We start from the raw sequence: 24,231 nt of genomic DNA on the forward strand, positions 1-24,231 counted from the left end.
AGGGGCGCCGGGGCCGGGTCAGCCTTCGATGGTGAGGTGCGGCATCCGTTTGTCGAGCCAGGCCGGCAGCCACCAGTTGGCGCGGCCGAGCACCGTCATCACGGCGGGCACCAGCACCCCGCGCACGAGCGTCGCGTCGACGAGCACGGCCACCGCCAGGCCCACGCCGAACATCTTGACGACGGGGTCGGGGTTGGGCACGAACGAGATGAACACGCTGACCATGATCAGCGCGGCCGAGGTGATCACCCGGCCTGTGCTGCCGATGCCGTGCACCACGGCGCGCCGGTTGTCGGCGAAGCTGTGCCAGGACTCCTGGATGGCGCTGAGCAGGAACACCTCGTAGTCCATCGACAGCCCGAACAGGACGGCGAACAGCAGCAGCGGCACGTACGCCTCGATGGGCACCGGCGCGTCCAGACCGGTGAGCTGGATGCCGTTGCCCTCCTGGAAGACGAACACCAGCACCCCGTAGGCCACCAGGATCGACACCACGTTCATGGCCGCGGCGGTGAGCGGGATGGCCACGGAGCGGAACGCGAAGAACAGCAGCACGGCGCTGGCCGCGATGACGGCGATGATCACCGTGAGCAGGCTCGCGTCGATGATGCCGGCGAAGTCGGCCTTCGCCGCCGTCTGCCCGCCGACGAGCGGATCCAGGTCGCCCTGGGCGCCGGGGATCACCGTGTTGCGCAGTTTCTCGACCAGTTTGGCGGTCTTGGGGTCGCTCGGGGCGGTCGTGGGGATCACCGACCACTGCGCGGCGGTGCCGTCGTCACTGACCGTCGCCCCGACCACGCTGGCCACGCCGTCGGTGGAGCCGAAGGCCGTGGTGAGATTCGCCAGCGCCGGGTCGGCGGGCACCGACTGGCCGCTCGGCTCCGGCGTCGGCAGGGTGGCGATCACCAGCAGTGGGCCGTTGACCCCGGCCCCGAAGGCATCGCTGAGCACGTCGTAGCTTTGCCGGGTGACCTGGCTCGTCGGCGCGTTGCCGTCGTCGGTCTGGCCGAGCTGCAGCGCGGTGACCGGGAAGGCCAGCGCTCCGAGTACCAGGAGGCTGCCGGCCAGGGAGAGCCAGGGCCGCTTCGAGGTGGCCGCGCCGATCCGGTGCCAGACACCGGGTTTCTCCCGTCGTGCGGAGCGTTTGGGCAGCGCCAGACGCTCGATCCGGTCGCCGAGCAGACCCAGGACGGCGGGCAGCAGGAGCAGGCAGGTGAGCATGGCGCAGGCCACGCCGGTCGCGGCGACCCAGGCCAAAGAGTTCAGGTACGGCACCCCGGCCAGAACGAGGCCGGCCAGGGCGACCATAACCGTGACCCCGGCGAACACGATGGCGGAGCCTGAGCCGGCCATGGCGCGGCCGGCTGCGACCGGCACCGGTGCTCCCGTGGCCCGCACCGACCGGAATTTGGTGACCAGGAAGAGGGAGTAGTCGATGCCCACGCCGAGGCTGAGCATCGCCGCGATGGTTCCGGACACCGTCGGGATGGCATCCAGCAGGCTGAGCAGGGCGATGGCGCCGAGCCCGAACACCAGGCCGAGGAGGGCCGACAGGATCGGCAGGGCCATCGCCACCGCGGTGCCCAGCGACAGCAGCAGGATGATCGCGGCCGCGATGAGCCCCACCACCTCGGCACCGTGGGTGGGCTCGGCAGCGAGGGTCTTGGCGATCTGACCGCCGGGCAGCACCGTTGCCCCGGACGGTGCTCCCTTCGTCGCGGTGTCCAGCACCGGCTGGGCGATCTCCGGAGTGACCTCCCGCGTTTCCACGTCGAACGACACGCTGAGGTAGGCCACGCTGCCGTCGGAGCTGATCGCCGTCGGCACGAGCACGGCCTGCGTCACGTGCGGGTCGTCGCTGATGCTGGCGGCCAGGGACTGTAGGGCGGCGGTGCCGTCCGGGGACGAGAACGCCCCAGCGTCGCCGGAGAGCACGATCGTGCCCGATCCCTTCGCGGTGTCGGGGAACGCCGAGTTGAGCAGGTCCTGAGCCGCGGTGCTCTCGCTGTCGGGCAGCGTCACCGTGTCGTCGGTGGATTGCCCGATGCCCAGCCCGAACCCCGCCACCAGCGCGACGGCCGCGAGGAACAGCGCGATGACCCGCCAGGCATGGCCGGCCGCGAAGACGCCGTATCGCTCGAGCAATGTGTGCATGTCGACCGTCACGGCGCCTCGGGCGCGGGCGCACCCGTCTGCACGGTCCTGGAGTCGGCGGGATCGTTCTGACGCCGGCTGGCGAGCATGATCGGCACACCGATGAGTTCCACCAGGCCGCCGATCATCAGGGAAGCGCCGTAACCCCAGAGGTCGGCGGAGCGGCCCAGCGCCGGCTGGATGAACACGCCGCCCAGGCTGCCGAACAACGAGTCGAACGAGAGCACCGTGGCGCGTTGCTTGGACGGGATCATGTCGTTGAGGTAGGCCTGCCGCACCGGTTCGGCGACCGCGAACACGAACCCCCAGATCATCAGGAACACCACCGCGAGCCAGAACAGGTTGTTCAGCCCGAGTACCACGAGCGAGACCACGCTGAGCAGAGAGGCGCCGATCACGGTGCTGGTGCGCTTGGCGAAGAGGGTGCGGATGCGGGGCGCCACGACGCCGCCGACCACCTGCGCCAGCGAGAGGATCGCGGCGGCCAACCCGGCGATGGAGTATGCCGACGGGTCGCCGTACAGTTCGAGCAGGTAGGGCTGCAGCGCGTAGAAGGCGTAGAAGCCGACCCCGGAGGCGAACGGGGCGGAGAGGATCATGTATCGCACCGACCGCCGTTTCAGCCCGTGCTCGACCGACTCCGTGAGCACCAGCCGGGTCGCCTTCAGCGGGCCCCGCGAGCGGTCCGGCGTGAAGCCGAGGTCTCTCATCGCCAGGAACGCATAGACGAACATGACCACGAGCACCCCGGCGCGCACGAGGAACGGCACACCGAGATTGGTGGCCTGGGCGATCACCCCGCCGAGCACCGAGCCGGCGAACATCGCGATACCGGTCACCACCAGCCCACGGCCGAACACGGCCTCCAGGCTGCCGGCGTATCCGGTCGATGTCAGCGCGTCGACCAGCCAGGCCTCCACCGCACCGGAGAAGAAGGTGAAGCCCAGGCCGAGCAGCACCGACACGACGGCCCACCAGACGAACGGCGACTGCCAGACCCAGAGCATCCAGTACAGCGCGGTGGTCACCGACAGGGTGATGGTGCCCAGCAGGTAGGAGGCCTTGCGTCCCACGGTGTCGGCGACCACCCCGGTGGGGATCTCGAAGATCACCATGCCCGCGGTGAAGAACGCGTTCGCGGCGAACGCCTCGAAGTTGCTCAGCCCGGCGTCGAGCAGGAACAGCGTGTTGATGCCCCAGATGAACGAGGCCGCCAGGGTATTGCCGAGCAGCAGGATCAGGTAGGTGCGCTGGACGCGCCGGGACGCCGGGTTCACGACCCGGGTCCGATCAGCGCACCCCGTCCCGTCACGATGCAATCATCGACCCGGGCGGGGCGGATGGCTAGGTCGGGCCTTTCGAAACCAGCGACCCCCTGAGACCGGAAATGGCACTACGCTGCCGCTGAACGCCGCGAGATTCTCCGGCCGGAATCCCCGATGAAGGGTCACACCATGGGTGAAGTTGAGAGCGCAACACTCGAAAAGGCCGCCGCGGTGTCGATCGACGGCCGGCATTTCCAATTCGTCGGCGCCACCGGCTCCCGATTCGAGCCGGGCGGTCTGGTGATCCTCCGGTCCACGGATGAGGGCGAGGAGGAGACGGACCAGCTGGGCCAGGTTGAGGAGGTCACCGTCACGATCGGCGGCGCCCCGCACGGCTCCGGACGCATCCTGGGTCTGCTCAATGGAGATGGCCGGCACCTCGATGTCCGGCGCTCCGTCGCATTCGGATCGGCCACGCTCCGACCGGCGGATGCCCGCACGACCGAACTGCTCTACGGCGATGCCACGGCGTCCCTGCCCATCGGTTCCTTCCTGGCCTCCCAGCACATCCAGGCCCGGCTCCTTGCCCAACGCTTCAACCGGCACACCTTCTGGTGCGGGCAGAGCGGATCGGGAAAGACCTACGCCCTGGGGGTGGTGCTGGAACAACTGCTGATCCACACGGCCCTGCCCATGGTGATCTTCGATCCGAACGCGGACTTCGTGCACATGCGGCAGGCCCATCCGGCGGGTGAGACGACGGATGCGCAACGGGCGTTGGCCGAGCGGGACATCCGGGTGCTGCGCCCAGCGGCTGCCTCCCCCGATGCTCTCCGGGTGCGGTTCCTGGACCTGTCGTTGCGGGCGAAGGCGGCCGTCTTTCGGCTCGACCCGCTCGATGATCGTGCCGAACACAACGAGCTGATGCACATCGAGGACACCGTGGGTCTGATCGAGCCGACGAGGGTCGTCCCCGGCCTGCTGGACCGGGGCACCGCGGCGGCGCGCGAACTGGCGGCGCGCACCGAGAATCTTCGGGTGACCGACTGGAGCGTCTGGGCGCAGGGCCTGGCGGCCGTGACCGACATCCTGGAGACCCGGCCCGACGCCACGGTGCTCGACCTCGGCGGCTTCGCCTACCCCGAGGAGTCGCTGGTGGTGGCGTTGGCGGTGCTCGATGACCTGTGGGACAAACGGGAGCAACGCCGTCCGCTCCTGATCGTGATCGACGAGGCGCACAACTTCTGCTCACCCGACCAGACCAGCCCGTTACACGTGGCGGTGCGGGAGAGGATCGTGCGGATCGCGGCGGAAGGACGCAAATTCGGCCTCTGGCTGCTGCTGTCCACCCAGCGACCGTCCCGGGTGCACCCCAGCATCATCTCGCAGTGCGACAACCTGGCGCTGATGAAGATGACGTCTCCGGTGGACCTCGACGAGCTCGCCACCATCTTCGGTTTCGTGCCGCCCGCCATGTTGGCCCGGGCGTCACGGTTCCGACAGGGCGAGGCCCTCTTCGCGGGCGGTTTTGTGCCCGCTCCCACCATGGTCACCATGGGACCTCGTCTCACCCGGGAGGGCGGCGCCGACGTGGCCGTGCCCCTGCGCCAGGCCCGCGAACCGTGAGAAAAGCCCCGAAAAACCGAAAACTCTGGGGCTCTTTTCACAGCTCGCGGGCCAGATAACCGGCTCGTACCGGCTTGTCGAGCTTCTCGGTCGCGGCGCGCAGGGTCAGCCTCGGCAGGCCGGCTGCGCTTTGGTCGAGGAAGCCGAGGAGCGCGTCCCGGTCGACGTCGCCGAGGTAGCGCAGCATCCAGCCGGTGGCCTTCTGCACGTAGTCGTTCTCGTCGCTGCCGAGAATCCGCGCCAGCTGCAGGGTGTCGGTGATGTCGCCCCGGCGCAGGAATGCGGCTGTCGCGACGATGGCGGTGCGGCGCTCCGGCCAGAACGACGACGCCGCGAGGGCGTAGAGCGGGTCACGTGGCTTGTCGATGAGCCAGCCGCCGACCACCTGATACGCGACGAGGTCCACAAGATCCCAGGTGTCGATCCGGTCGTGGCGGCGCAGGCACAGCTCGTAGAGCTCCTCACTTCGTTCGACGCCGGTCTTACGGTGCGTCGCCGCCTTGCCCATGATCGAGCACGCGCCGACCCGCACCTCGTGGGTCGGGCTCTCCAGCAGCGTCTCGATGTCCGGCACCGGCATGGCGAGCGCCCGGCCGGCCAGGGCGAAGACGTCGCCCATCCGTACGCCGATGAACGAGTCGTCGCCCGGGAAGTACCGGGTGTACTTCTGCTGCTGCTCCGGGGTGGCCAGGGCCACCAGGCTCCTCTGGAAGTGGGCAGCGGTGGTCTCGTCCGTCATGCAGTCAGGATGCCACCGGTCTCGGCAGAGTGGAGGGTCGCGGTGCGAAGCCTCTCCGGCAAATTTGACCCAGTGCCCCGTGCGCTCATTCGACTGCGTCACTCCTGGGAACGGCCGGCGGGAGGTTACTGGGCTTCGGTGTCGGGAACGTGCCGGGACCGGTGTCGCCGTTGAGGACGCAGTGACTTGTCGCGCTGACGGCGACTCGGGGAGCGGTCGGATCCTCGCCGTTCAGGAAGACGTTCACTGACATGTCGGGCCCGTCGTAGTCGTAATCCCTCTTCTGGGCTCCGGTGCGACTGTCGTCCGACGGCCGCAGCACCCACTGGTCACCCACCGGCGCCAGCAGGGTCAGAAGCGTGTCATTGGACACCGGTTCGGTCAGGTCGTAGAAGACCGCGAACGTCCACGTGGCGCTGCCCCTCGGACCAGCGTCAATGGTTGAACCGCAGTAGGAGGAATTGTTGGTCGGCGTGAACTCGTCATCGCCGACAAGCCACTCGACCGGCACGTCAGAGACTATGGACGTGACCTCGTCCTGGGTCAGGAGAGCCGCGTCCAACAACGTCAGGTCGGTTCTGACACCGTCCGGCGAGCATCCAGACAGCGCAAGCACCGCAGCGACACCGATGAGGAGCAGAGTGTTCGTGCGTACGCCGGCCCGCGAGACGGGCGTCGATGTGAGCATCAGTCGCGCCCCTCGAGCGTGAGGACGTCGTACAGTTCGTTCCACGCATCGGTTCCGCGCACGAAGACACCGTCGTGAGCCCCAGGGTCGAAGGTCGCCGTGCGCCCGGAGTCCAGGACGGTGACTCCTTCGAGACCGTCGGGATCAACACCCATTTCGCGTGTGCCCTGAGTCAGCTGGATGGGATCCCCCGGGGCGGTCATGACAAATCTGTCCTTGTTCGGTTCGGCATAGTCCTGGATGGACGTCACGCCAGGGCCCGCCCCGGCGCTCTCTATGTGCACAATGTAGTCGGCCGGCATCCCGATCTTCTCGGCGCTCCCTCCGATGAGGCCTCCCGCGCTGTGCAGGAAAACCCCGATGCCAGGCGACGGTTGGCCGGCGACGGTCGCAATCTCGTCCACTCCCCTGACGAACTGGGCCAGCCGTGCCCCGCCTTCGTCGGCCATCCCCTCGATGTCGCCGGTGACGTAGGTCTCCCAGTCGGGGAAGTCCGTGCCCATCCAGGTGATGGTCACCAGGTCGGTGTCCTCGGCAACGCTTTTATCGTAAAAATCGGCGGCCCTGTGGTCGTATTGAAGGACGGTATCCATGGCGAGCGTGGTGCCGTTCACGATTATCCCGACGTTTGTGGTTTCCGCGCTCAGCGTTCCGTGGACTTCCGCATAGCGGCCGTTACCGGCTGGGTCGAACAGAAGCACCTGACGGGCGCTCGACCCCATATCCCGAAGGGTCGTTGCTCGAGCGATCGCCGCGGCGAGGGCGCTCGCGAGAGCCACCCCGGCCTGGGAGTCCCCTCGGTTCGGCTTAGCGTGGAGTGCGGAGATCTCCTCGCGAAGACCGGCGACGACGGCATCCTGGTCGTCCTGGGCGGCAGCGATGTTGGCACGGTTGGCTGAGAACCGCACGTCCCAGGGCACCCCGTCGAGCCCGCCGACAACCTCGGGCGCGCCCGCAGCGAGGGCAAGCTGCTGGTCGCTTGCGAGCGCACTCCACCACTCCGCCACCACGTGAGCGCTCGGCGGGTTCTTCTGCAAGCGGCCGACAAGTTCCGGGTTCAGTTCCAGCAGCACCTGCAGGTCGGCGGAGCTCAGGGTCGCGAATCGGGACAACAGTTCCGTCGAGGTGTCGAACCGGATGGCCGTGGCTGTGAAAGCGGCGAGCGGCCCCAACGCCTGGACCGAACTCAAGTGTTGGGCGCACATCGAATCAGCGGCCCGCCGATGCGCGACGAGGTCTTCCCACTGGGCTTCGCAATTGCGCAGTATCGAGAGGTCCGAGTCGATCAGATCGTCCAACCGGGACCGTTCGCCGACCTGGGACTGGTCCACCAGCCAGAGCCCGTCGCCCACGGCGAGGTTGGAGCGCTGCCGTTCGTGGTTGCCGAGCAGGATCTGCGCATCGCCGCGCTGGTGTGCGAGCACGCTCTGTTGGTCTTGGATCTGCTCAATCTCGCCGGCGTAACGCTGCAGAGCAGCGGCATGCGTATCCAGTCCTTGGATCAGAAGGTCAAGACTGGGGCCCAGAGCATCCAGGTGGGCCACGAACGCGTCACGCGACTTCGCCGTCCAGTCAGCGCTCCCTGCGTCGATCCTGGCCGAGGCCAAGGTGCCTTGCACTGCGCGCAGGTCATCTGAGCGGCTGGTGCGTCGGTTGGCCTGGTCCCGGATGCCCCACGGCTCCCCCGCACCCGGATTCTCTCGCGCCCACGTCATCGACGGTCAGCTCCCGCCGCGAGTCGTGCGTCGGCGGCCAGCATTTCCCGGGCGGCGGTTGCCGGGAAAGCCCCGAGGTCGCTCACCTGATCGGCGAGGAGGGCACTCCGCGCTGACTGCTGGGCCAGGCCGGACGAGAGCGCATCGCCGACCACAGCGGATTGCACGGAGGAGTCGGCCGAACCGAATCCAGGGTCAGCCCGAATCGCATCGGCAGCCTGAGTTACCGTCGTCGTCAATCTGTGGAGCAAAGACTCGCTCACCTGCAAACCTGACACAGTGCCCCCGCCCCGCCGTTGAAGTCAGCCTACTGACAGACCCGGCCCTGTGTGTCGCGTTCGGGCCCCAGTGTGGGGGACGTCCCGGTCTGCTGCATCATTCCCTGGCGTCGACCAGCGGGCAGACGTCGGCCGGGACTCAACGCTCGCGTTTGGCCCGGCGGCGTTCCCGCCAGGTCATCGCGGCCAGCGCCGCCTCCTGGCGTTCCCGCGCCGCGTCCCGCTCGATGCGGGCAGCGGTGCGGCGTTCCTGCCAGCGGGCAACCTCCGCGTCGACATCGCGAAGCGCCGTGACGACGGGCGGGCCGCCGCGCAGCTGCCGGCGGGCGTCGATCACGCGCCGGTTGAAGTCGTCGAGGATCTCCCGCACCGCTCGCTCGGCGACCACGGCGTCGAGGCGGGCGTCGAGTCCGGCGTCTTCGGAGCGCAGGGTGAGGGCAGCCGGACCCAGTCCGGTGATCTGCTCACGCTCGATCTTCTGGCGGATCCACCAGTCCGGGTCGTACGGGGCGGTGAGGCCCGGGATCGGTTTGCCCGTGCCGGGCAGGTTGTCGAAGTCACCGCGACGCATCGCCTGCTGGATCGAGATCTCCACGTACTGGGCGCGGGCATCCATCATGGCCTGGCCGGCCTCGTTGGTGTCCGGCTCGGCCTCCGGGCGTTCGGATGCGGGAATCTCGCGGTTGATCTTGTACCGCGCCACATTGAGCGGCGTATCGCTGGGTTCGCGTGGACCAGTCATGACACCAGCCTAGGTTCACCCACACGCTGACGGGCCGCTCCGCGTACACTGACCGGCATGTTCCGACACCCGCGCCGCGCGCTCGAAGGCGGACCACTGTGAAGGCCGTTGTCTACGACCGGTACGGGCCGCCCGACGTGCTCAGGGTCGAGGAGATCCCGAAGCCCTCGCCGGGCCCGAACCAGGTGCTTGTCGAGGTCGCCGCGACGTCCCTCAATCTGTCCGACTGGGAGGGCCTGACCGGCTCCCCGGGGTACGCCAGGATCGGCGGGTTGCGCGCCCCCCGGCGCCGGGTGTTGGGCTCCGACATTGCCGGGCGGGTCGCCGCGGTCGGCTCCGGCGTGACCCGGTTCCGCGTGAATGATGACGTGTACGGCGACAACATGGGTCTGTTGGGCGGCTTCGCCGAGTTCGCTGTGGCACCGGTCTCGGCCCTCGCCCACAAACCTGCGGAGTTGACCTTCGCCGAGGCGTCGACCCTGCCCCAGGCCGGAGCGATCGCGCTGCAGGGAACCGCCCGTGTTCGCCGCGGACAGCGCGTGCTGATCAACGGGGCGGGTGGCGGGTCGGGGTCGTTCGCGATTCAGCTGGCCAAACGCTCCGGAGCGCACGTGACCGGCGTGGACAACGCGCGAAAGCTCGACTTCATGCGCGGGTTCGGCGCCGACGAGGTCGTCGATTACACCACCTCGGACTTCACCCGGCTGGAACCGTTCGACCTGATCCTCGACCTCGTGGCGCACCGGTCGGTGTTCGCCTACCGTCGGGCGTTGGCCCGCGGCGGTCGATACCTCTGCGTCGGCGGCACCGTGCGCAGCGTGTTGCGGGTCGTGACCGTCGGCGCGGCGCTCGGCCTGGTGACCGGGCGCCGGCTGGGGCTGCTCATCGCCAGGGAAGGTCCGGCCTACTTCGAGCCCGTCGCCGAGCGGTGTGTCGCCGGCGAGCTGAGCATCAACATCGACCGCACCTTTCCGCTCGACGAGGCGGCACGGGCGCTCGCCTACCTCGGTGAGGGACGTGCTCTCGGCAAGATCGTCGTCACCGGCTAGGCGGACACCCATGCAGTCGACGGAGAATATGCGCATCGTGGTGGAGGACGGGACGGTGTCGGCCGCCTTCACCCGACCGGCGGACGCGTTTGCCACGCTTGTCGTGGCACCGGGAGCGGGGTCCAGCTTCGACCATCCGTTCCTGGTCGGGTTCAGCGAGGCGCTGAACACCGCCGGGTTGGCGACCCTGCGGTTCAATTTCCCGTACCGGGAGGCCGGCCGCCGGCTCCCCGACCGGGCGCCCCGGGCGATCGCCGCCTGGCGGGCGGCGATGGACGCTGCGACTGCCCGGTCGGCGGGTCAGCCCGTTTGGGCGGCCGGTAAGTCCTTCGGCGGGCGGATGGCGTCCATGGCGGTGGCCGCCGGCATGCCGGCAGCGGGCCTGGTCTTTCTCGGTTACCCGCTGCATCCGCCGGGCAAGCCGGAGAAGCTGCGCGATGAGCACCTGTACGGGATCGACCGGCCGATGCTGTTCGTGCAGGGCACGCGTGACCCGTTCGCCGCCCCGGACGAACTCACCCCGGTGCTCGATCGAATCGGCACGGCGACACTCGAGCTGATCGACGCGGCGAACCACTCTTTCGAGGTTCGGGGCGCCAAGCGCCCGGCCGCCGATGTGGGGGCAGGGCTTGCACCGGTGGTCGCCGGGTTCGTGCGCGCCAGCGTGGCCTAGGCGGCGCTACTCAGCGGATGGCCGCTGCCGTTGGGCTTTCGTCGCCGAGCGCTGCTGCTTGGCGGCGAGGTGCCGGCGGCCGGAACCCCGGGTGGGTTTGGTCGCCCGGCGGCTGGGCCCGTCGGGGGCCAGGCCCGCGGCCACGAGCTCCGCGAGCTTGGTCAGCGCGATCTCGCGATTGCGCAGCTGGGAACGCTGTTCGGAGGCGGCCATGGTGACCACCCCGTTGATCAGGCGCCGGTCGAGTCGGGTGAGCAGCATCATCCGCTGCTCGTCGGTGAGAACCGCAGACTCGACGACACTCCAAGACACCTGCACGCGGCTGTCCGAGGTGTTCACGTGTTGCCCGCCGGGGCCGGACGACCGGGAGAACCGCCACCCGAGTTCCGTCGCCGGAATCGTGAGCGTGGGCGATACCTCGAGATCCATGCTTCAAGGGTCCCACGATGTGGGCACGGTCGGCGCCGTTCTGCGGGAATCGGTGGCCGGGACCGTCAGAACAGCGGCCAGGGCACCGCGGGCATCCGGCCCTCAGGGGCCGGGAAGCGGGCTTCGGTGCGCAACCGGTCGCAGCGGGCGGTCAGGGCGACGATCTCGGCGGGAGTGAGCAGGCCGGCGAGTTCGTGCCCGAGCCCGGCGGTGAGATGGGCGCTGACCCTGTCGATCCCGGCCAGCTCGTCGATGCTGAGCTCCTCGCCCAGCCACCCCCAGAGCACGGTGCGCAGCTTGTGGTCGGCGTGGAAGGTGAGCCCGTGGTCGACGCCGTGCCGGTGCCCGTCGGGCATGGCCAGGATGTGGTCGCCCTTGCGGTCGGCATTGTTCACGATGATGTCGAACACGGCCATCCGGCGCAGTGCCACGGAGTCCTCGTGGATGAGTGACACCAGCCGGTCCTGCTCGTCCTGGCCGTCGAGCACGTGCCGCCAGCCCTGCTCAGGCATGGCCTCGGCCGGGATCAGGTCCACGGCATCCTGGCCGGGGTCCCGCTCCTGCCAGAGCTGCGCCATGCCGGGGCCCATCGGGCCGTCCCGCAGCCAGGTGCGGGGCACGACGTTCCAGCCGAACGCCTCAGAGACCAGGTACGCCGCCGCCTCCCGGCTGGCCAGGTTGCCGTCGGGGAAGTCCCACAGCGGGTTCTCCCCCGCGATCGGCTTGTAAACCACCGTGACGCCGTCGATGCTGCCCAGGAATGTCGCGTTGGACGCCGTCGTGATCCGCCCGGTGAGTTCGAGGTCACCGTCGACGAGGTCGGCGTCCGGCATGTTCACGCGCCGGGGAGGGTGCAGGTGTGCCCGTCTGCGTCGATGGGATAGCCGCAGAGCGGGCAGATGGGCCGGCCGGCGCCCACCACCTCGCGGGTACGTGTGGCGAACGCCCGTGCGGTGCCGACGGGCATCCGCACCAGCAGCATTTCGGCCGGTTCGACGGCAGCGACGTCGAGCAGCTCGTCGTCGTCTTCGTCCACGATCGGGAAGGCCTCGAGAACGATCTGCACCGTCGTCGGATCCCAGCCCAGACTCATCGAGCCGGTGCGGAATTCCTCGTCGACGGGCTCCAACGGGTCGTTGTCGACCAGTTCGATGGGGGTGCCGGTGGGGATGCTGAAGGGGTTGCCCTCGTAAGCAATCAGCTGGTCGAGGATCTCGTCGATCTTCTCGGCGAGCAGCGCGGATTGTTGTTTCTCCAGGGCGATGCTGACGATCTGGGCGCCGGTGCGCACCTGCAGGTAGAAGGTGCGGGAGCCGGGCAGACCGACGGTGCCGACGACGACACGATCCGGCCAGGCGAACTCATGGACGATTGTAGGCATGCGAGTATTTTAGGCGCGCGATGGGTGCGGAGCCTGATGACCCGCCCCGCCGCCGACCGGGGCGTCCGCCGTGGGGGCGCTCGCCGCGAGCCAGGACAGGTCCCCGGCGTCGGTATTGGTGGCGTGCACGGTCGGCCGGCTGCTGCCGTACCGCACGATCGACACGGATGCCGGACCCACGTTGATCCGCTGGAACAGGTCCAGGTGCATGCCGAAGGCGTCGGCCAGGATCGACTTGATGATGTCGCCATGGCTCACCGCCACCCAGACCGCGCCGGGTCCGTGTTCCGCCTCGAAGGCGGCATCCAGGCGGCGGATCGCGGCGACCGATCTGGCCTGCATCGCGGCCATCGCTTCCCCGTTCGGGAAGGTGACGGCGGACGGCTGGGTCTGCACCACCGACCAGAGCTTCTCGGCCGACAGGTCCTGGAGGGTGCGGCCCTGCCAGTCGCCGTAGTCGCACTCGGAGAGTTCGTCGTCGATCGGCGTCAGCAGCGTGCCACTCTGGCGGTCGATGATGTGCTGCGCGGTTTCGCGGCAGCGTTCCAGGGGGCTGGAGACCACTCCGACCAGCGGCACCGCGGCGAGCCGCTCCCCCGTGACGACGGCTTGGTCCCGCCCGATCTGGTCGAGCAGAACCCCGGGGGTGCGTCCGGCCAGCAGGCCGGTGGCGTTTGCGGTGGTGCGGCCGTGCCGCACGAGGATGACAGTGGCCATGGCTACAGCCTAGACAGCGGGCGGGGTGGGCACGGCGCCGGGCCAGTCGCCGAGGTACTCCGCCGGATTCAAGTGCACGCTGTACAGGCCTGAGGCTGCCGGTTGGTCGACGCCGGCGATGGCGTTTCCCTCATCCTGAAGGTCCAGCGTGGTGCCGTTGTACCGCACGGTTAGGCTGATTTGGTTGGGCTCGTTGGACACCTCGGTTGCCCAACCGACCCGCAAGACGTAGTCCAGCACGCCCTCGGCCAGGATCGATGCTTCGTCGTCGACGTAAACCTCCACGACGACCTCATAGCTCAGACCAGAAATGTGCGAACCGACGCTGGAGAGCCTGAGTCCCGGCACCGCGTTGAGGAGCTCTCCGGCGGCCTCGCGGCTGATTCCGGGCTCCGCGGGCGGCTCGGATGCCTGGGGCCTGGCCGTGGGGAGGAAACACGAGGACAGCATCGTCGCGACGCCCAGCGCCATGCCGAGCGCGACCAGCGAGCGCCGCATGGATGTCCTCGTTGTGCGCTGGCGTCGCGCCCCCGACAATGCCGTCGACTCCATGCGTTCCCCCGTATGTTGACTCACAGCCTACCGAGGCTCGCCGACTCAGCTTTGCCGCTGGGCGAGGTGAAGGCCTTGGGCCATAGCGTGGAGGATCTCCGCCTCGACCCGTGGCCAGTCGAACAGGATCTGCCGATAGTCGTAGCGCAAGACCGTGTAGCCCAGCAGAGCGAGCCGCCGATCGTGAGCGATGTCGGACCCCCGCTGCTCGGCCGTGGAGTGGAAGCTGAAGCCATCGGTCTGCAGCACCAGCCGGTCTCCGATGAGCCTGTCGACCCTGTGGCCGTCGAGCATGACCTGCTGATTCACCCGGATGCCGCTGGCCGCCAGCCGGGATACTGGCAGCGTCTCCAGACCAGAATCTGCGAGCCCCGACGCGACCGCTCGCGCGGCGCGGGCCGCGGCGCTTCGCAGGGGAAGCCTCGCGATCGAGGCCTCCGTCACGAGCTTCTTGTTCAGGGCGGAGTCCCAGACGACGAGGGCGTTCTCGAACGGTTGGCACTCGGCGATGTGCACAAGGGCGTTCTCGACCGGTTCCACCAGAGAGAACCGGGCCACGGGAATCGGTCCGGCTCCCCAGCGCACCCGCAGGGCGCTCGATGCCGGTACCACGGCATTCCTCACCACGCTGACGTGGTTCATCCCGTCAGCGAGGTTCCACAGCTCGAGTCGCCGGGCCACGCTGAGGCACGCCACCCGCCCGCCGAGAGCAGCCGCGGCGCGCAGATCGGCCGGGGCTGAAGGCAGAGCCAGCCAATTCCGCCGAACACGGGCGCACTCACCTCTGGCGATACTGTGCCTGATCGCATGACGCGTGAAGCCGGCGCGTACGGCCTGCTCGGAGTGCGCAATACCCCCGTGCTGGGCAAGCCAGATGTCAAGTTCCATGCGCCCAGTGTCGTAGCCCGCATCCCCCAGCTCGCCCAGAATCTTCTCGCCTGGACACAACTGGCCCAGAACCGCCCCTGTGCACACGTCACGATGAGCCCGCACCCCGAAATAAGGACCAAGTGAGGTAAAAAGGACGGAATCGGACGTGGCGTCCTTATTTGGGCACTTTGTCCTTATTCCGTGCGCGCGGTCAGTCGATCACCCGGAAGTCCGCCGCCAGCAGCACCTCGGCGCGCGACGACGGGCCCACCAGAAGCGTGAACTCGCCGGCTTCCACCACCCGGTCGCCGCGCGCATCCACCAGGCTGCAATCGGCCACGGGTACATCAAGGGAAACCGTGACCGTCTCCCCCGGAGCGAGAGCCACCTGGCTGAAGGCCTTGAGCTCCTTCTCCGCCCAGCTCACTGAGGTGACCCGGTCGCTCACATAGGCCTGCACCGTTTCCACGACCGGCCGCTCGCCGGCATTGCGCAGGGTGACTTCGGCGGTCACGGTGTCGGCCCGAGTCAGCTCGGTCTGCTGCAACCGCAGGTCGGAGTACTCAACCCGGGTGTACGAGAGTCCTTCACCGAAGGCGTAGGCGGGGTCCTGCGTCAGGTCCGCATAGCGGTCGCCGTGCTGCCCGCGGATCTGGTTGTAATAGGTGGGCTGCTGGCCCACGTGCCGGGCGAACGAGATCGGCAGCCGGCCGGATGGCTCGGTGAGGCCCAGCGCGACCTCGGCAATTGCCCGGCCACCTTGCATACCGGGGCTGGCGACCCAGATCACCGCCGCCGCGTTCAACGCCGAAGCCGGCAACACCAGAGGCTTCGACGCCATCAGCACCACGATCATTGGGGTGCCGGTCGCCGCCAGAGCATCCAAGAGAGCGATCTGGCCGCCCATCAGTTCGAGCGTCGCGGTTGAGCGGCCCTCGCCGACGAGCTCGATCCGGTCGCCGACGACGGCCACCACGTAGTCTGCCGCCCGCGCGGCCGATACGGCCTCACTGATGAGGTCGGCGTCGGGCTCGCAGGGGATGACCACCGGATGCCGGGGCTGTCCGTCGGGGAAGAAGTCCCCGGCCGGATCCGGCACCTGTCGCAGGATGTCGGCGCCACGCGCCTGGGTCAGCAGCCATTCCGCAGGCAGCAGCTCGCGCAGCCCATCGAGCACCGTCGTGATCTGGTGCCGTGGGTGGCCATCCGGCAGCCAGCCGGCCTGGCCCGAGGAGCCGGCCCAGTCGCCGAGCTGGGTCTGGGCGTCGTCAATCAGCGGCCCGACAACGGCGACCTTCTTCGCCGCGGACCCCCCGATGGGCAGCGGCAGCACGCCGTCGTTGCGCAGCAGCACCACCGAGCGGCGGGCGATCTCAAGGTTCAGGGCCGTGTGCTCGGCACTGGCGATGACCGAACGCTGCACCTCCGGGTCGGGCAGCCGGGGGTTCTCGAACAGGCCCAGTTCGAACTTCAGGGTGAGGATGCGCGAGACGGCGGCGTCGAGATCGCTGTCGGCCAGCAGGCCCAGCTCGATGGCTTCGAGCGCGCCGGCGAAGAACCCCGGGGTGGTCATCACCATGTCGTTCCCGGCCGCCACGGCGGCCGCGGCCGCGTGGGCGTAGTCGGGTTGCACCTGCTGTTCCCACACCATCCGGCCTACGTTGTCCCAGTCGGTGATCAGGGTGCCGGTGTAGCCCCATTCGCCGCGGAGCACGTCGTTCAGCAGCCAGTCGTTCACGGTGATCGGCACGCCGTCGATGGACTGATAGCCGAGCATGAACGTGCGGCAGCCCTCCCTGGCCACCCGTTCGAACGGCGGCAGGAACCAGGACCGCAGTTTCCGCTGCGAGATATCGGCCTCGCTGGCGTCCCGGCCGCCCTGGGTCTCCGAGTAGCCGGCGAAGTGCTTGGCGGTGGCCAGGATCGCGGTCGGGTCGCTCAGCCCGTCACCCTGGTAGCCGCGCACCATAGCCGAGGCCAGCTCGCCGATCAGATGCGGGTCCTCGCCGAACGTCTCGCCGACCCGGCCCCAGCGCAGGTCACGGGCGATGCAGAGTACCGGTGAGAAGGTCCAGTGGATGCCGGTCGAAGCGACCTCGACGGCCGTGGCCCTGGCCACCCGTTCGATCAGGTCCGGGTCCCAGGAGGCGGCCATGCCCAGTTGGGTGGGGAAGACGGTGGCGCCGATCCAGAACGAGTGCCCGTGGATGCAGTCCTCCCCCACGATCAGCGGGATCCGCAGCCGGGTCTTGGCGGTGAGCGCCTGCGCCTGGATCAGCCGCTCCGGTGAGGCGTGCAGGACCGAGCCAACGTGTTTGGCCCGCACGTGATCGTCGATGTCGTCCCGGGCATCCAGTTGCATCATCTGCCCCACCTTCTCCTCCACCGTCATACGGCCGAGCAGGTCGGCGACGCGGTCGCCGAGGGGAATGGTCGGGTCGAGGTACGGGACGAACGGGGTGACGACTGCGCTCACGATGAATCTCCTACTGCTTGGTGCCGGCGTGGGTCACGCCTGGATCTGTTGAGGTGCTGGGGGCCGCGACCGTGCGGGGGCGCACGGCCGTGGTGGTGTCGGAGAGAACGAAGCCCTTCTTGCGCATGGCGCGGGCCCGTTCGCCGGCCGAGCGCAGGCGGGGATTGACGTACTCGTCGATGCCGAAGTTGATCAGCGAGAGTGCCATTCCCAGCAGGGCGATGCACAGGCCGGCCGGCACGTACCACCACCAGAAATCGGGGAAGGCCCCGTTCTGCTGGGCCCAGAACAGGATCGTTCCCCAGTTCAGGTTGGTGATCGGGATGACACCGATGAACGCCAGGGTGGTGAGACCGAGGACCGCGGCGATCACGGTTCCCACGAAACTCGACGCGATGATCGCCGTGAGGTTGGGCAGCATCTCCACCGCAATGATGCGGTACAGCGGTTCCCCGTTGGCGCGGGCGGCCTGGATGAAGTCACGGTTGCGCAGCGACATGGTCTGGGCGCGCAGCACCCGGCCGCCCCACGCCCAGCCGGTGATGGCGAGCACTGAGGAGATCAGCAGCAGGCTGGGGTTTTCATACTGCGAGGCGATGATGATGATCAACGGCAGTCCGGGGATGACCAGGAACACGTTGGTGAGGGCAGATAACGATTCGCTGCGCCAGCCGGTGACGTAACCGGCCGTCACGCCGATGGCGACGGCGATGACTGTGGCGATGACGCCGGCGGTGAAGCCGACCACCAGCACCCCGCGGGTGCCGTAGATGATCTGGCTGAGCACATCCTCGCCCATGTGCGTCGTGCCCAGCCAGTGCACCCACGACGGCGGTTGGCGCAGCGCCGTGAAGTCCTTGTCGAGCGGACCGTACGGGGCTATCCAGTCGCCGAAGACGGCAATCAGCACGAAGACGCCGAGGATGCTCAGCCCGGCAAGCGACTTGCCGTTGCGGAACATCGCGAAGGTCTGACCCAGCCGGCGCAAGGCCGTGCGCTTGCGGGTGCGGCCGGGCAGGAGCGCGGGAACCTGTGTGGCTACGGGGTTCGGGAACGTCATGGCTCAGGCCTCCATCTGGCGAGTGCGCGGGTCGAGGATTGCGTAGGCGACGTCGGCGAGGATGTTGGCGACGAGCACCGCCAGCGTGATCACGAGGAACAGCCCCTGCATCAGCGGGTAGTCCTTGGCCGTCGTGGCGTCCAGGAGCAACTTGCCGGCACCCGGGTACGAGAAGACGAGTTCCATGACCAGGGTGCCGCCCACGATGAAGCCGAGCGACATCGCGAAGCTCGACAGCTGCGGCAGGGAGGCGTTGCGGGCGGCGTAGTTCACCAGCACCCGGGAGGGCTTGAGGCCCTTGGCCTGCGCCACGGTGACGTAGTCCTCGTCGAGCACGGTGATCATCATGTTGCGCATGCCCAGGATCCAGCCGCCGAGTGACCCGATCACCAGGGTCAACGCGGGCAGGAAGCCGTGCTGGATCACCTGGCCGGCGAACTCCAGCGTGAGGCTGGGCTGGGTTCCCTTGTCATAGGCGTGCGAGGCCGGGAACCAGCCGAGGGTCGTGGAGAAGATCGCGATTGCGATCAGGCCCATCCAGAAGTACGGCACCGTGGAGAAGAAGGTGGCGACCGGCACGATGCCGTCCGCCCGACTACCGCGGCGCCAGCCGATGAACGCACCGATCGCGGTGCCGACCACGAACGAGATCACGGTGGCAATCCCCACCAGGCCCACGGTCCACGGAATGGCCGAGGCGATCACATCCGTCACCGGAGCCAGGCCCTTCGAGAACGAGCGGCCCAGGTCACCCGAGAACAGCAGCTGCCAGTAGTCGAGGTACTGCTCGAACATGCTCTTGTTCGAGTCGAGCCCGAACAGGGTGCGCAGCGAGTCGATGGCCTCCGGGCTGATGCGTCCCTGGTTCTTCTGCAGGTAGGCAGAGACCGGGTCGCCCTTCATCATGCGCGGAAGGAAGAAGTTGATCGTGATCGCGGCCCAGGCGGTGAAGGCGTAGAACGCGGTGCGGCGCAAGAAGAATCTCACGAAGTGGCTCCCGGAGGTGTGGTGGACGCCGCGAAGTGCTTCTCCGGGTCTGGAGAGGCGTCACGCAGAGCCAGGGTGTACGGATGTTTCGGGTGCAGAATGACGTCGTCGGCCAGGCCGTGTTCGACGACTTTGCCGTGGTGCAGCACCATGATCTCGTCGCTGAAGTGGCGGGCGGTGGCCAGGTCGTGGGTGATGTACAGCACCCCGAGGTTCGCTTCGCGCTGCAGTTCGGCGAGCAGGTTGAGCACCTCTAGCCGGATGGACACGTCCAGCATGGAGACGGGTTCGTCGGCGATGAGCAACTTAGGCCGGGAGGCGAGTGCCCTGGCGATAGCCACCCGTTGGCGTTGGCCGCCGGAGAGCTCGTGCGGGCGCCGGTCGATGGTCTGCTCGGGTGCGAGCCGGACCCGGTTGAGCAGCCTGAACACCTCTTCTTCGACCTGGTCGGCGGGCACCACTTTGTCCAGCCGCAGCGGCCTCTCGATGTGGTGACGGATGGTGTGCGCGGGGTTGAGGGACGCGAACGGGTCCTGGAACACCATCCGCACCGTCTGCCGGTAGCGCCGCAGCGGGCGCCCCCAGGTAGGGATCGGGATGCCGTCCAACAGCACCTGCCCGGAGCTGACCCGTTCGAGCTGCGTCAGGATCTTGGCGATGGTGGACTTGCCGCTGCCGCTCTGGCCGACCAAAGCGATGGTCTGCCCGGAGGTGAGGGTGAAGTTGACCTTGTCGAGGGCGATCAGTTCACCGGACCCGCGTACCCGGTACTTCTTGGTGACGTCTCGAAATTCCAGTGTGGTCATTGCAGGGCGCTTTCTGGTTCGGCGGCGAGGGCGGTTTCGCCGGGCCGCCGCACGAAGCCGCCGCGTTCGCCGGTCAGGCTCGGGAAGGAGGCCAGCAGCCGGCGGGTGTAGTCGTGGGTGGGGTTCTGATAGAGGTTCAAGGCGGTGTCGATCTCCACGATGCGGCCGTCCCGCATCACCGCAATCCGGTCGGAGATCTCCAGGAGCAGGGGAAGGTCGTGGGTGATGAAGATCACCGAGAAGCCGAATTCCCGGCGCAGGTCGGAGATCTGCTCGATGATCTCCCGCTGCACGAGGACGTCCAGCGCGGTGGTGGGCTCGTCCATGATCATCAGCTGGGGTTTGAGGGCCAGGGCCAGGGCCATGGCGATCATCACCCGTTGACGCATTCCGCCGGAGAGTTCGTGCGGGTAGGACCGCAACCGGGCGCTGCCGACGCCGACGATGTCGAGCAAGCGTCCGGCCTCCGCTCGGCGCTCGGTGCGCGACATCGCGGGTCGGTGGGTGGAGAAGACGTCTTGCAGCTGCGCGCCGATGGTGATGATCGGGTTGAGGGCGTTCATCGCCCCCTGGAAGACCATGGAGGCCTTCTCCCACCGGAAGGCGCGCATCTGGGTTTCGTCCATCGTGTTGATGTCGAAATCCTCGCCGGATTCATCGTGGAAGACGGCCGAGCCGGAGGTGATCACGGCGGGCGGTTTGAGCAGCCGTTGGATGCCGTAGGCGAGGGTGGTCTTGCCGCAGCCGGATTCGCCGGCGAGACCGAGGATCTCGCCGCGGCGCACGGTGAGGGTCACGTCTCGCACGGCCTCCACCGGTGGAGTCACGTCGTACGAAACACTGAACTGGGAGACCGTGAGTAGGTCGTCGGTAGTCATGGCTGGTTGCGGCTCTTTCGTGGTGTGGGAACGCCCGAGTGAGGTCACCGGGCGGAGGACGAATTCCCCGCCCGGTGGTGTGCGAGATGCGGCCGGGCTACTCGGCGGCTTCGAGTTCGGTCAGGATCAGCACCGATGTCGGCTGGGTCGGGTCGGCCGGCGCGTACGGGTTGTCCTCGCCGGGCCATCCGACGTAGCTGCGGGTGTTGTAGGCACCGATGAAGGGCCGGGTTCCCACGGGCATCGACGGCACTTCGTCCACGAAGATCTTCTGGACCGTCGCGAGCGCTGCGGCCCGAGTGGCGTCGTCAGCGGCGTTCGTGTACTCGCTCAGCGCTGCCGTGGCCTCGGGGCTGTCGAAGCGGCCGAAGTTGAAGTCGGCGCTTTCGCCCAACGGCTTGAGCCACCGGCCGTCCATGATGTCGCTGTACAGGTCGTACGGGGTGGCGCCGGTGTCGGTCCAGTGCAGGATCGCCTGGAAGTCGCCGGTGCCCTTGGCCTCCCACCAGCTGTCGGAGTCCGGGGTGTCCACGGTCGCTTCGACGCCGAGGGTCTTGGCCGCGTCGGCGATGAGGCTGATGCCGGTCACGTAGTCGTTCCAGCCCTGCGGAACCGAGAGGGTGAAGGTGACCGGTGCGCCGGCCGGATCGATCAGGACTTCGTCGCTCCAGGTGTAGCCGGCATCCGTCAGCACGGTGGTGGCGGCATCCAGGTCGACTTCGTAGGACACGTCCTCGTACTCGGCGGAGATGAACGGGTCGCCGACCGGGGTCGGCAGGCCGGTGACGGAACTGACGATGGGAACGCTGCCCTCTCGGGCGATCTCGGCGTACTGGTCCCGGTCGATCACCAGGTTCATCGCCTGGCGGAAGGCGAGATCATTGATCGGCTTGGTCTCGGTGTTGACGAACATCGTGTCGACGGCCAGTCCGGCGGCCGCCCAGTAGACGTTGTGCTCCGGGTCCTTGTCCACGTACGCGGACTGCACGTTCGGGATGAAGGCCTGCGCCCAGTCGGCATCGCCGTTGGCGAGGGCCGTGGTGAGGGCCGTGTTGTCGTTGTACGACACGTAGTACAGGGTGGGCACGGCCAGTTCGCCGCCCCAGTAGTCGTCGCGGGCGGTCAGTTCCACACTCTGAGTGTCGAACTGGCTCAGCACGTACGGTCCGGTACCCACCGGGGTCGGGTTCTCGAAGGTGGCCGGGTCATCCACGCTCTCCCAGATGTGCTGGGGAACGATGAGCTTGTGCAGCACCTTGTCCTGCTTGGAGAACATCGAGCCGGTGAAGCTGATGGTCACGCTGGACCCGTCCAAGGCCACATCCGTGATGCCCAGGGCCGCGGTGTCCAGCTCGGGGTTGTCCTTGAACAGGCCGAAGGTGAACGCGATGTCTTCGGCGGTGAAGTCCTCACCGTCATTCCAGGTCACGCCGTCACGGGCGACGAGGGTCACGGCCTTGTAGTCGGCCGCCCAGGTGATCTCGGACGCGAGCCACGGCTTCACCTCGTCACTGGGGCTGATGAGGTTGACGATGCCGAGTGGTTCCAGGATGGCGTTGATGTACCCGAGCTTGTTTCCGGACGATTCACCGATCCACGGATTGTTGGACTCGGTGGCGATCGCTCCGTCCGGCTTCGCGATCGTCAGCGACGCTCCGCTTTCGGGAGTGCTGCTGTTGGCGCCTGAGCAACCCGTGACCGCGAACGCGGCCACCAGCCCCATGGCGACCAATGTGGTTTTCACCCTCATGAATCTCTCCTTCGAGATTAGGTGTCTGGCAGAGCTGCCACGACACAGATAACGCTGTGTGAATGCAGGAACCCAGGGCACCGGGGGTCCCCCGGCGGGCAACTTGTCTCGCCCTTGAGTTGGTAGCAGGTAAAACTTACCGCCTTGTCAGTAAGTATTCAAGAGCTGATTTTCCGGGGCGCCGCAGTGCGTAGAATTCGGTACACAGACTCTGAAACGGCATAGGTGATGACCCGGATGGTTACGGCACGACGACAGTCACACCCCCGCCCGCAGACTCTCGCGCGCCGCCGGGAGATTCTGGAAGCCGCCGCCGAGATCTTCGGCAGCAAGGGCTACACCAACGGCACGCTCTCCGACATCGCCGAGCAGGTCAACATGACCCACCCGGGCATCCTGCATCACTTCGGCTCCAAGGATCAGCTCCTCATGGAGGTGCTGCGCTTTCGCGATGAGACCGATGTGCAAAACCTGGTCGGGCAGCACATACCCGACGGCATCGAATTCTTCCGGCACCTGGTCACGACGGCGTTCACCAACGCCCAGCGGGCCGGCATCGTGCAGGCCTTCGTTGTTCTGTCGGCCGAGTCGGTCACCGACGACCACCCCGCCCGCGAGTTCTTCATGGATCGCTACCGCACCCTCAGGGCCGAGGCTCGGCACGCGTTCGAGATCATCTGCGCCGAACGCGGCACCGTGCCGCCCGACACCATCGCTCTCGCGTCTGCCGCGGTCCTCGCGGTGATGGACGGGCTCCAGGTGCAATGGCTACTGGATCCCACCGACGTCGACCTCGCCAAGGCGAGCGAGTTCGCGATCGAGGCCATCGTCGCGTCGGTGCTCGAGCCGCGCGACCCGATCCTGGCCCAGGACTTGCCGTGAACCAGAACGTGCACGTCATCACGTTCGCCACACCGAGCCTGGATGCCGCGCGCGACTTCTACGTCACGAGCCTGGGCTGGACCCCGCTCATTGACGTGCCGGACGAGATCATCTTCTTTCAGATCGCCCCCGGCGTCGTGCTTGGCCTCTTCAACGCCGAGAAGTTCAACCAGGACCTCGCTACCGGCGCGGACCACTCCCCGGTCTCCGGGGTCACTCTCTCCCACAACGTCGGCAGTCCGGCCGAGGTTCGTGCTGTCGTCGACGCCATGACCGGCGCGGGCGGCCGGGCGCTCAAGAACCCGCAACCCGGCGCGTTCGGCGGCATCTTCCACGCACTCGTGCAAGACCCCAACGGAATCATCTGGGAGATCGCGCACAATCCCGGCTGGCAGATCGCCCCCGACGGTGCCGTCAGCTTCGGCTGAATCCGCCGCCGCCCGCTCCCTGTCCCGGCCGCACCTCGAGGCGGCACCTCCTCGGCTATCCGGAAACCGTGAACCCGCGTACGGTC

General features: G+C 67.9%; 24 protein-coding genes. 6 read left to right on the top strand and 18 right to left on the bottom strand.

The window, feature by feature from the left end:
* Positions 1 to 18: 18 nt before the first annotated feature.
* The gene (locus tag RCH12_RS06695; RefSeq protein ID WP_327016403.1) at positions 19 to 2,166 is read right to left on the bottom strand and encodes an MMPL family transporter; all 2,148 of its coding nucleotides are present in this window, start codon (positions 2,164 to 2,166) and stop codon (positions 19 to 21) included.
* Positions 2,163 to 3,431: an MFS transporter gene (locus RCH12_RS06700; protein WP_103432332.1), complete on the bottom strand. Its 1,269-nt coding sequence runs from the start codon at positions 3,429 to 3,431 to the stop codon at positions 2,163 to 2,165. The genes RCH12_RS06695 and RCH12_RS06700 overlap by 4 nt, the downstream gene beginning before the upstream one ends.
* Positions 3,432 to 3,608: 177 nt before the next feature.
* On the opposite strand from RCH12_RS06700, the gene RCH12_RS06705 reads away from it, so the two are divergent.
* Positions 3,609 to 5,045 carry an ATP-binding protein gene (locus RCH12_RS06705; RefSeq protein WP_327016404.1) on the top strand — a complete coding sequence of 479 codons (1,437 nt, stop codon included), beginning with the start codon at positions 3,609 to 3,611 and terminating at the stop codon, positions 5,043 to 5,045.
* A gap of 37 nt (positions 5,046 to 5,082) precedes the next feature.
* Here RCH12_RS06705 and RCH12_RS06710 read toward each other — a convergent pair whose 3' ends face one another.
* From RCH12_RS06710 to RCH12_RS06725, 4 genes are all read right to left on the bottom strand, one after another.
* A complete protein-coding gene (locus RCH12_RS06710) occupies positions 5,083 to 5,784 on the bottom strand; it encodes a DNA alkylation repair protein (RefSeq protein ID WP_103432333.1) in 702 nt (233 codons plus the stop codon).
* Between the two features lie 85 nt (positions 5,785 to 5,869).
* The gene (locus RCH12_RS06715; protein WP_327016405.1) at positions 5,870 to 6,472 is read right to left on the bottom strand and encodes a hypothetical protein; all 603 of its coding nucleotides are present in this window, start codon (positions 6,470 to 6,472) and stop codon (positions 5,870 to 5,872) included.
* Complete coding sequence (locus RCH12_RS06720) at positions 6,472 to 8,016, bottom strand: hypothetical protein (protein ID WP_327016406.1); 1,545 nt, start codon at positions 8,014 to 8,016, stop codon at positions 6,472 to 6,474. The genes RCH12_RS06715 and RCH12_RS06720 overlap by 1 nt, the downstream gene beginning before the upstream one ends.
* Positions 8,017 to 8,604: 588 nt before the next feature.
* Positions 8,605 to 9,207 carry a J-domain-containing protein gene (locus RCH12_RS06725; protein ID WP_327016407.1) on the bottom strand — a complete coding sequence of 201 codons (603 nt, stop codon included), beginning with the start codon at positions 9,205 to 9,207 and terminating at the stop codon, positions 8,605 to 8,607.
* Between the two features lie 98 nt (positions 9,208 to 9,305).
* Between RCH12_RS06725 and RCH12_RS06730 the strand changes: the two genes are divergently transcribed.
* Both RCH12_RS06730 and RCH12_RS06735 read left to right on the top strand, forming a co-directional pair.
* On the top strand, positions 9,306 to 10,256 hold the full coding sequence (locus RCH12_RS06730) for an NAD(P)-dependent alcohol dehydrogenase (RefSeq protein WP_327016408.1): 951 nt from the start codon (positions 9,306 to 9,308) through the stop codon (positions 10,254 to 10,256).
* A gap of 10 nt (positions 10,257 to 10,266) precedes the next feature.
* Positions 10,267 to 10,929 carry an alpha/beta hydrolase family protein gene (locus RCH12_RS06735; RefSeq protein ID WP_327016409.1) on the top strand — a complete coding sequence of 221 codons (663 nt, stop codon included), beginning with the start codon at positions 10,267 to 10,269 and terminating at the stop codon, positions 10,927 to 10,929.
* Between the two features lie 6 nt (positions 10,930 to 10,935).
* Here RCH12_RS06735 and arfB read toward each other — a convergent pair whose 3' ends face one another.
* The 6 genes from arfB to RCH12_RS06765 all read right to left on the bottom strand — a co-directional run bounded on the left by arfB (position 10,936) and on the right by RCH12_RS06765 (position 14,704).
* On the bottom strand, positions 10,936 to 11,358 hold the full coding sequence (gene arfB, locus RCH12_RS06740) for an alternative ribosome rescue aminoacyl-tRNA hydrolase ArfB (RefSeq protein WP_327016410.1): 423 nt from the start codon (positions 11,356 to 11,358) through the stop codon (positions 10,936 to 10,938).
* Between the two features lie 65 nt (positions 11,359 to 11,423).
* Complete coding sequence (locus RCH12_RS06745) at positions 11,424 to 12,191, bottom strand: SCO1664 family protein (RefSeq protein WP_327016448.1); 768 nt, start codon at positions 12,189 to 12,191, stop codon at positions 11,424 to 11,426.
* Positions 12,192 to 12,193: 2 nt separating this feature from the next.
* Complete coding sequence (locus tag RCH12_RS06750; RefSeq protein ID WP_103432341.1) at positions 12,194 to 12,739, bottom strand: DUF3090 domain-containing protein; 546 nt, start codon at positions 12,737 to 12,739, stop codon at positions 12,194 to 12,196.
* Positions 12,740 to 12,748: 9 nt separating this feature from the next.
* Positions 12,749 to 13,456: a histidine phosphatase family protein gene (locus RCH12_RS06755; RefSeq protein WP_327016411.1), complete on the bottom strand. Its 708-nt coding sequence runs from the start codon at positions 13,454 to 13,456 to the stop codon at positions 12,749 to 12,751.
* A gap of 9 nt (positions 13,457 to 13,465) precedes the next feature.
* Entirely contained in the window at positions 13,466 to 13,954 is a 489-nt protein-coding gene (locus tag RCH12_RS06760; protein WP_327016412.1) for a hypothetical protein, read from the bottom strand.
* A 99-nt stretch (positions 13,955 to 14,053) separates the two neighbouring features.
* Positions 14,054 to 14,704, bottom strand: coding sequence for an endonuclease domain-containing protein (locus RCH12_RS06765; protein ID WP_327016413.1), 651 nt, complete (start codon positions 14,702 to 14,704; stop codon positions 14,054 to 14,056).
* A 111-nt stretch (positions 14,705 to 14,815) separates the two neighbouring features.
* Between RCH12_RS06765 and RCH12_RS06770 the strand changes: the two genes are divergently transcribed.
* Positions 14,816 to 15,022 carry a hypothetical protein gene (locus tag RCH12_RS06770; protein ID WP_327016414.1) on the top strand — a complete coding sequence of 69 codons (207 nt, stop codon included), beginning with the start codon at positions 14,816 to 14,818 and terminating at the stop codon, positions 15,020 to 15,022.
* Positions 15,023 to 15,089: 67 nt separating this feature from the next.
* Here the strand turns inward: RCH12_RS06770 and RCH12_RS06775 are convergent, their stop codons facing one another.
* From RCH12_RS06775 to RCH12_RS06800, 6 genes are all read right to left on the bottom strand, one after another.
* The gene (locus RCH12_RS06775; protein WP_327016415.1) at positions 15,090 to 17,354 is read right to left on the bottom strand and encodes a glycoside hydrolase family 3 N-terminal domain-containing protein; all 2,265 of its coding nucleotides are present in this window, start codon (positions 17,352 to 17,354) and stop codon (positions 15,090 to 15,092) included.
* A 10-nt stretch (positions 17,355 to 17,364) separates the two neighbouring features.
* The gene (locus RCH12_RS06780) at positions 17,365 to 18,414 is read right to left on the bottom strand and encodes an ABC transporter permease (protein WP_442784564.1); all 1,050 of its coding nucleotides are present in this window, start codon (positions 18,412 to 18,414) and stop codon (positions 17,365 to 17,367) included.
* Positions 18,415 to 18,417: 3 nt separating this feature from the next.
* Positions 18,418 to 19,401, bottom strand: coding sequence for an ABC transporter permease (locus tag RCH12_RS06785; protein ID WP_327016416.1), 984 nt, complete (start codon positions 19,399 to 19,401; stop codon positions 18,418 to 18,420).
* The gene (locus RCH12_RS06790) at positions 19,398 to 20,207 is read right to left on the bottom strand and encodes an ABC transporter ATP-binding protein (protein ID WP_103432347.1); all 810 of its coding nucleotides are present in this window, start codon (positions 20,205 to 20,207) and stop codon (positions 19,398 to 19,400) included. The genes RCH12_RS06785 and RCH12_RS06790 overlap by 4 nt, the downstream gene beginning before the upstream one ends.
* The gene (locus RCH12_RS06795; RefSeq protein WP_327016417.1) at positions 20,204 to 21,085 is read right to left on the bottom strand and encodes an ABC transporter ATP-binding protein; all 882 of its coding nucleotides are present in this window, start codon (positions 21,083 to 21,085) and stop codon (positions 20,204 to 20,206) included. The genes RCH12_RS06790 and RCH12_RS06795 overlap by 4 nt, the downstream gene beginning before the upstream one ends.
* 97 nt (positions 21,086 to 21,182) lie before the next feature.
* On the bottom strand, positions 21,183 to 22,835 hold the full coding sequence (locus tag RCH12_RS06800; protein ID WP_327016418.1) for an ABC transporter substrate-binding protein: 1,653 nt from the start codon (positions 22,833 to 22,835) through the stop codon (positions 21,183 to 21,185).
* Between the two features lie 237 nt (positions 22,836 to 23,072).
* On the opposite strand from RCH12_RS06800, the gene RCH12_RS06805 reads away from it, so the two are divergent.
* Positions 23,073 to 23,717 (top strand): TetR/AcrR family transcriptional regulator, encoded by a 645-nt coding sequence (locus RCH12_RS06805; protein ID WP_327016419.1) that lies wholly within the window; start codon positions 23,073 to 23,075, stop codon positions 23,715 to 23,717.
* A complete protein-coding gene (locus RCH12_RS06810) occupies positions 23,714 to 24,145 on the top strand; it encodes a VOC family protein (RefSeq protein WP_327016420.1) in 432 nt (143 codons plus the stop codon). The genes RCH12_RS06805 and RCH12_RS06810 overlap by 4 nt, the downstream gene beginning before the upstream one ends.
* Positions 24,146 to 24,231: the final 86 nt, after the last annotated feature.

The sequence above is a fragment of the Cryobacterium sp. MP_3.1 genome (assembly GCF_035984795.1).
Lineage (GTDB): Bacteria > Actinomycetota > Actinomycetes > Actinomycetales > Microbacteriaceae > Cryobacterium > Cryobacterium zongtaii.

What these genes read in the sequence shown, in the direction of transcription:
- RCH12_RS06705 (WP_327016404.1), top strand. Translation starts at nt 3,609, where the DNA reads ATGGGTGAAGTTGAGAGCGCAACACTCGAAAAGGCCGCCGCGGTGTCG.
- RCH12_RS06710 (WP_103432333.1), bottom strand. Translation starts at nt 5,784, where the DNA reads ATGACGGACGAGACCACCGCTGCCCACTTCCAGAGGAGCCTGGTGGCC.
- RCH12_RS06715 (WP_327016405.1), bottom strand. Translation starts at nt 6,472, where the DNA reads ATGCTCACATCGACGCCCGTCTCGCGGGCCGGCGTACGCACGAACACT.
- RCH12_RS06725 (WP_327016407.1), bottom strand. Translation starts at nt 9,207, where the DNA reads ATGACTGGTCCACGCGAACCCAGCGATACGCCGCTCAATGTGGCGCGG.
- RCH12_RS06735 (WP_327016409.1), top strand. Translation starts at nt 10,267, where the DNA reads ATGCAGTCGACGGAGAATATGCGCATCGTGGTGGAGGACGGGACGGTG.
- arfB (WP_327016410.1), bottom strand. Translation starts at nt 11,358, where the DNA reads ATGGATCTCGAGGTATCGCCCACGCTCACGATTCCGGCGACGGAACTC.
- RCH12_RS06745 (WP_327016448.1), bottom strand. Translation starts at nt 12,191, where the DNA reads ATGCCGGACGCCGACCTCGTCGACGGTGACCTCGAACTCACCGGGCGG.
- RCH12_RS06750 (WP_103432341.1), bottom strand. Translation starts at nt 12,739, where the DNA reads ATGCCTACAATCGTCCATGAGTTCGCCTGGCCGGATCGTGTCGTCGTC.
- RCH12_RS06755 (WP_327016411.1), bottom strand. Translation starts at nt 13,456, where the DNA reads ATGGCCACTGTCATCCTCGTGCGGCACGGCCGCACCACCGCAAACGCC.
- RCH12_RS06760 (WP_327016412.1), bottom strand. Translation starts at nt 13,954, where the DNA reads ATGCGGCGCTCGCTGGTCGCGCTCGGCATGGCGCTGGGCGTCGCGACG.
- RCH12_RS06770 (WP_327016414.1), top strand. Translation starts at nt 14,816, where the DNA reads ATGACGCGTGAAGCCGGCGCGTACGGCCTGCTCGGAGTGCGCAATACC.
- RCH12_RS06780 (WP_442784564.1), bottom strand. Translation starts at nt 18,414, where the DNA reads ATGACGTTCCCGAACCCCGTAGCCACACAGGTTCCCGCGCTCCTGCCC.
- RCH12_RS06790 (WP_103432347.1), bottom strand. Translation starts at nt 20,207, where the DNA reads ATGACCACACTGGAATTTCGAGACGTCACCAAGAAGTACCGGGTACGC.
- RCH12_RS06795 (WP_327016417.1), bottom strand. Translation starts at nt 21,085, where the DNA reads ATGACTACCGACGACCTACTCACGGTCTCCCAGTTCAGTGTTTCGTAC.
- RCH12_RS06800 (WP_327016418.1), bottom strand. Translation starts at nt 22,835, where the DNA reads ATGAGGGTGAAAACCACATTGGTCGCCATGGGGCTGGTGGCCGCGTTC.
- RCH12_RS06805 (WP_327016419.1), top strand. Translation starts at nt 23,073, where the DNA reads ATGGTTACGGCACGACGACAGTCACACCCCCGCCCGCAGACTCTCGCG.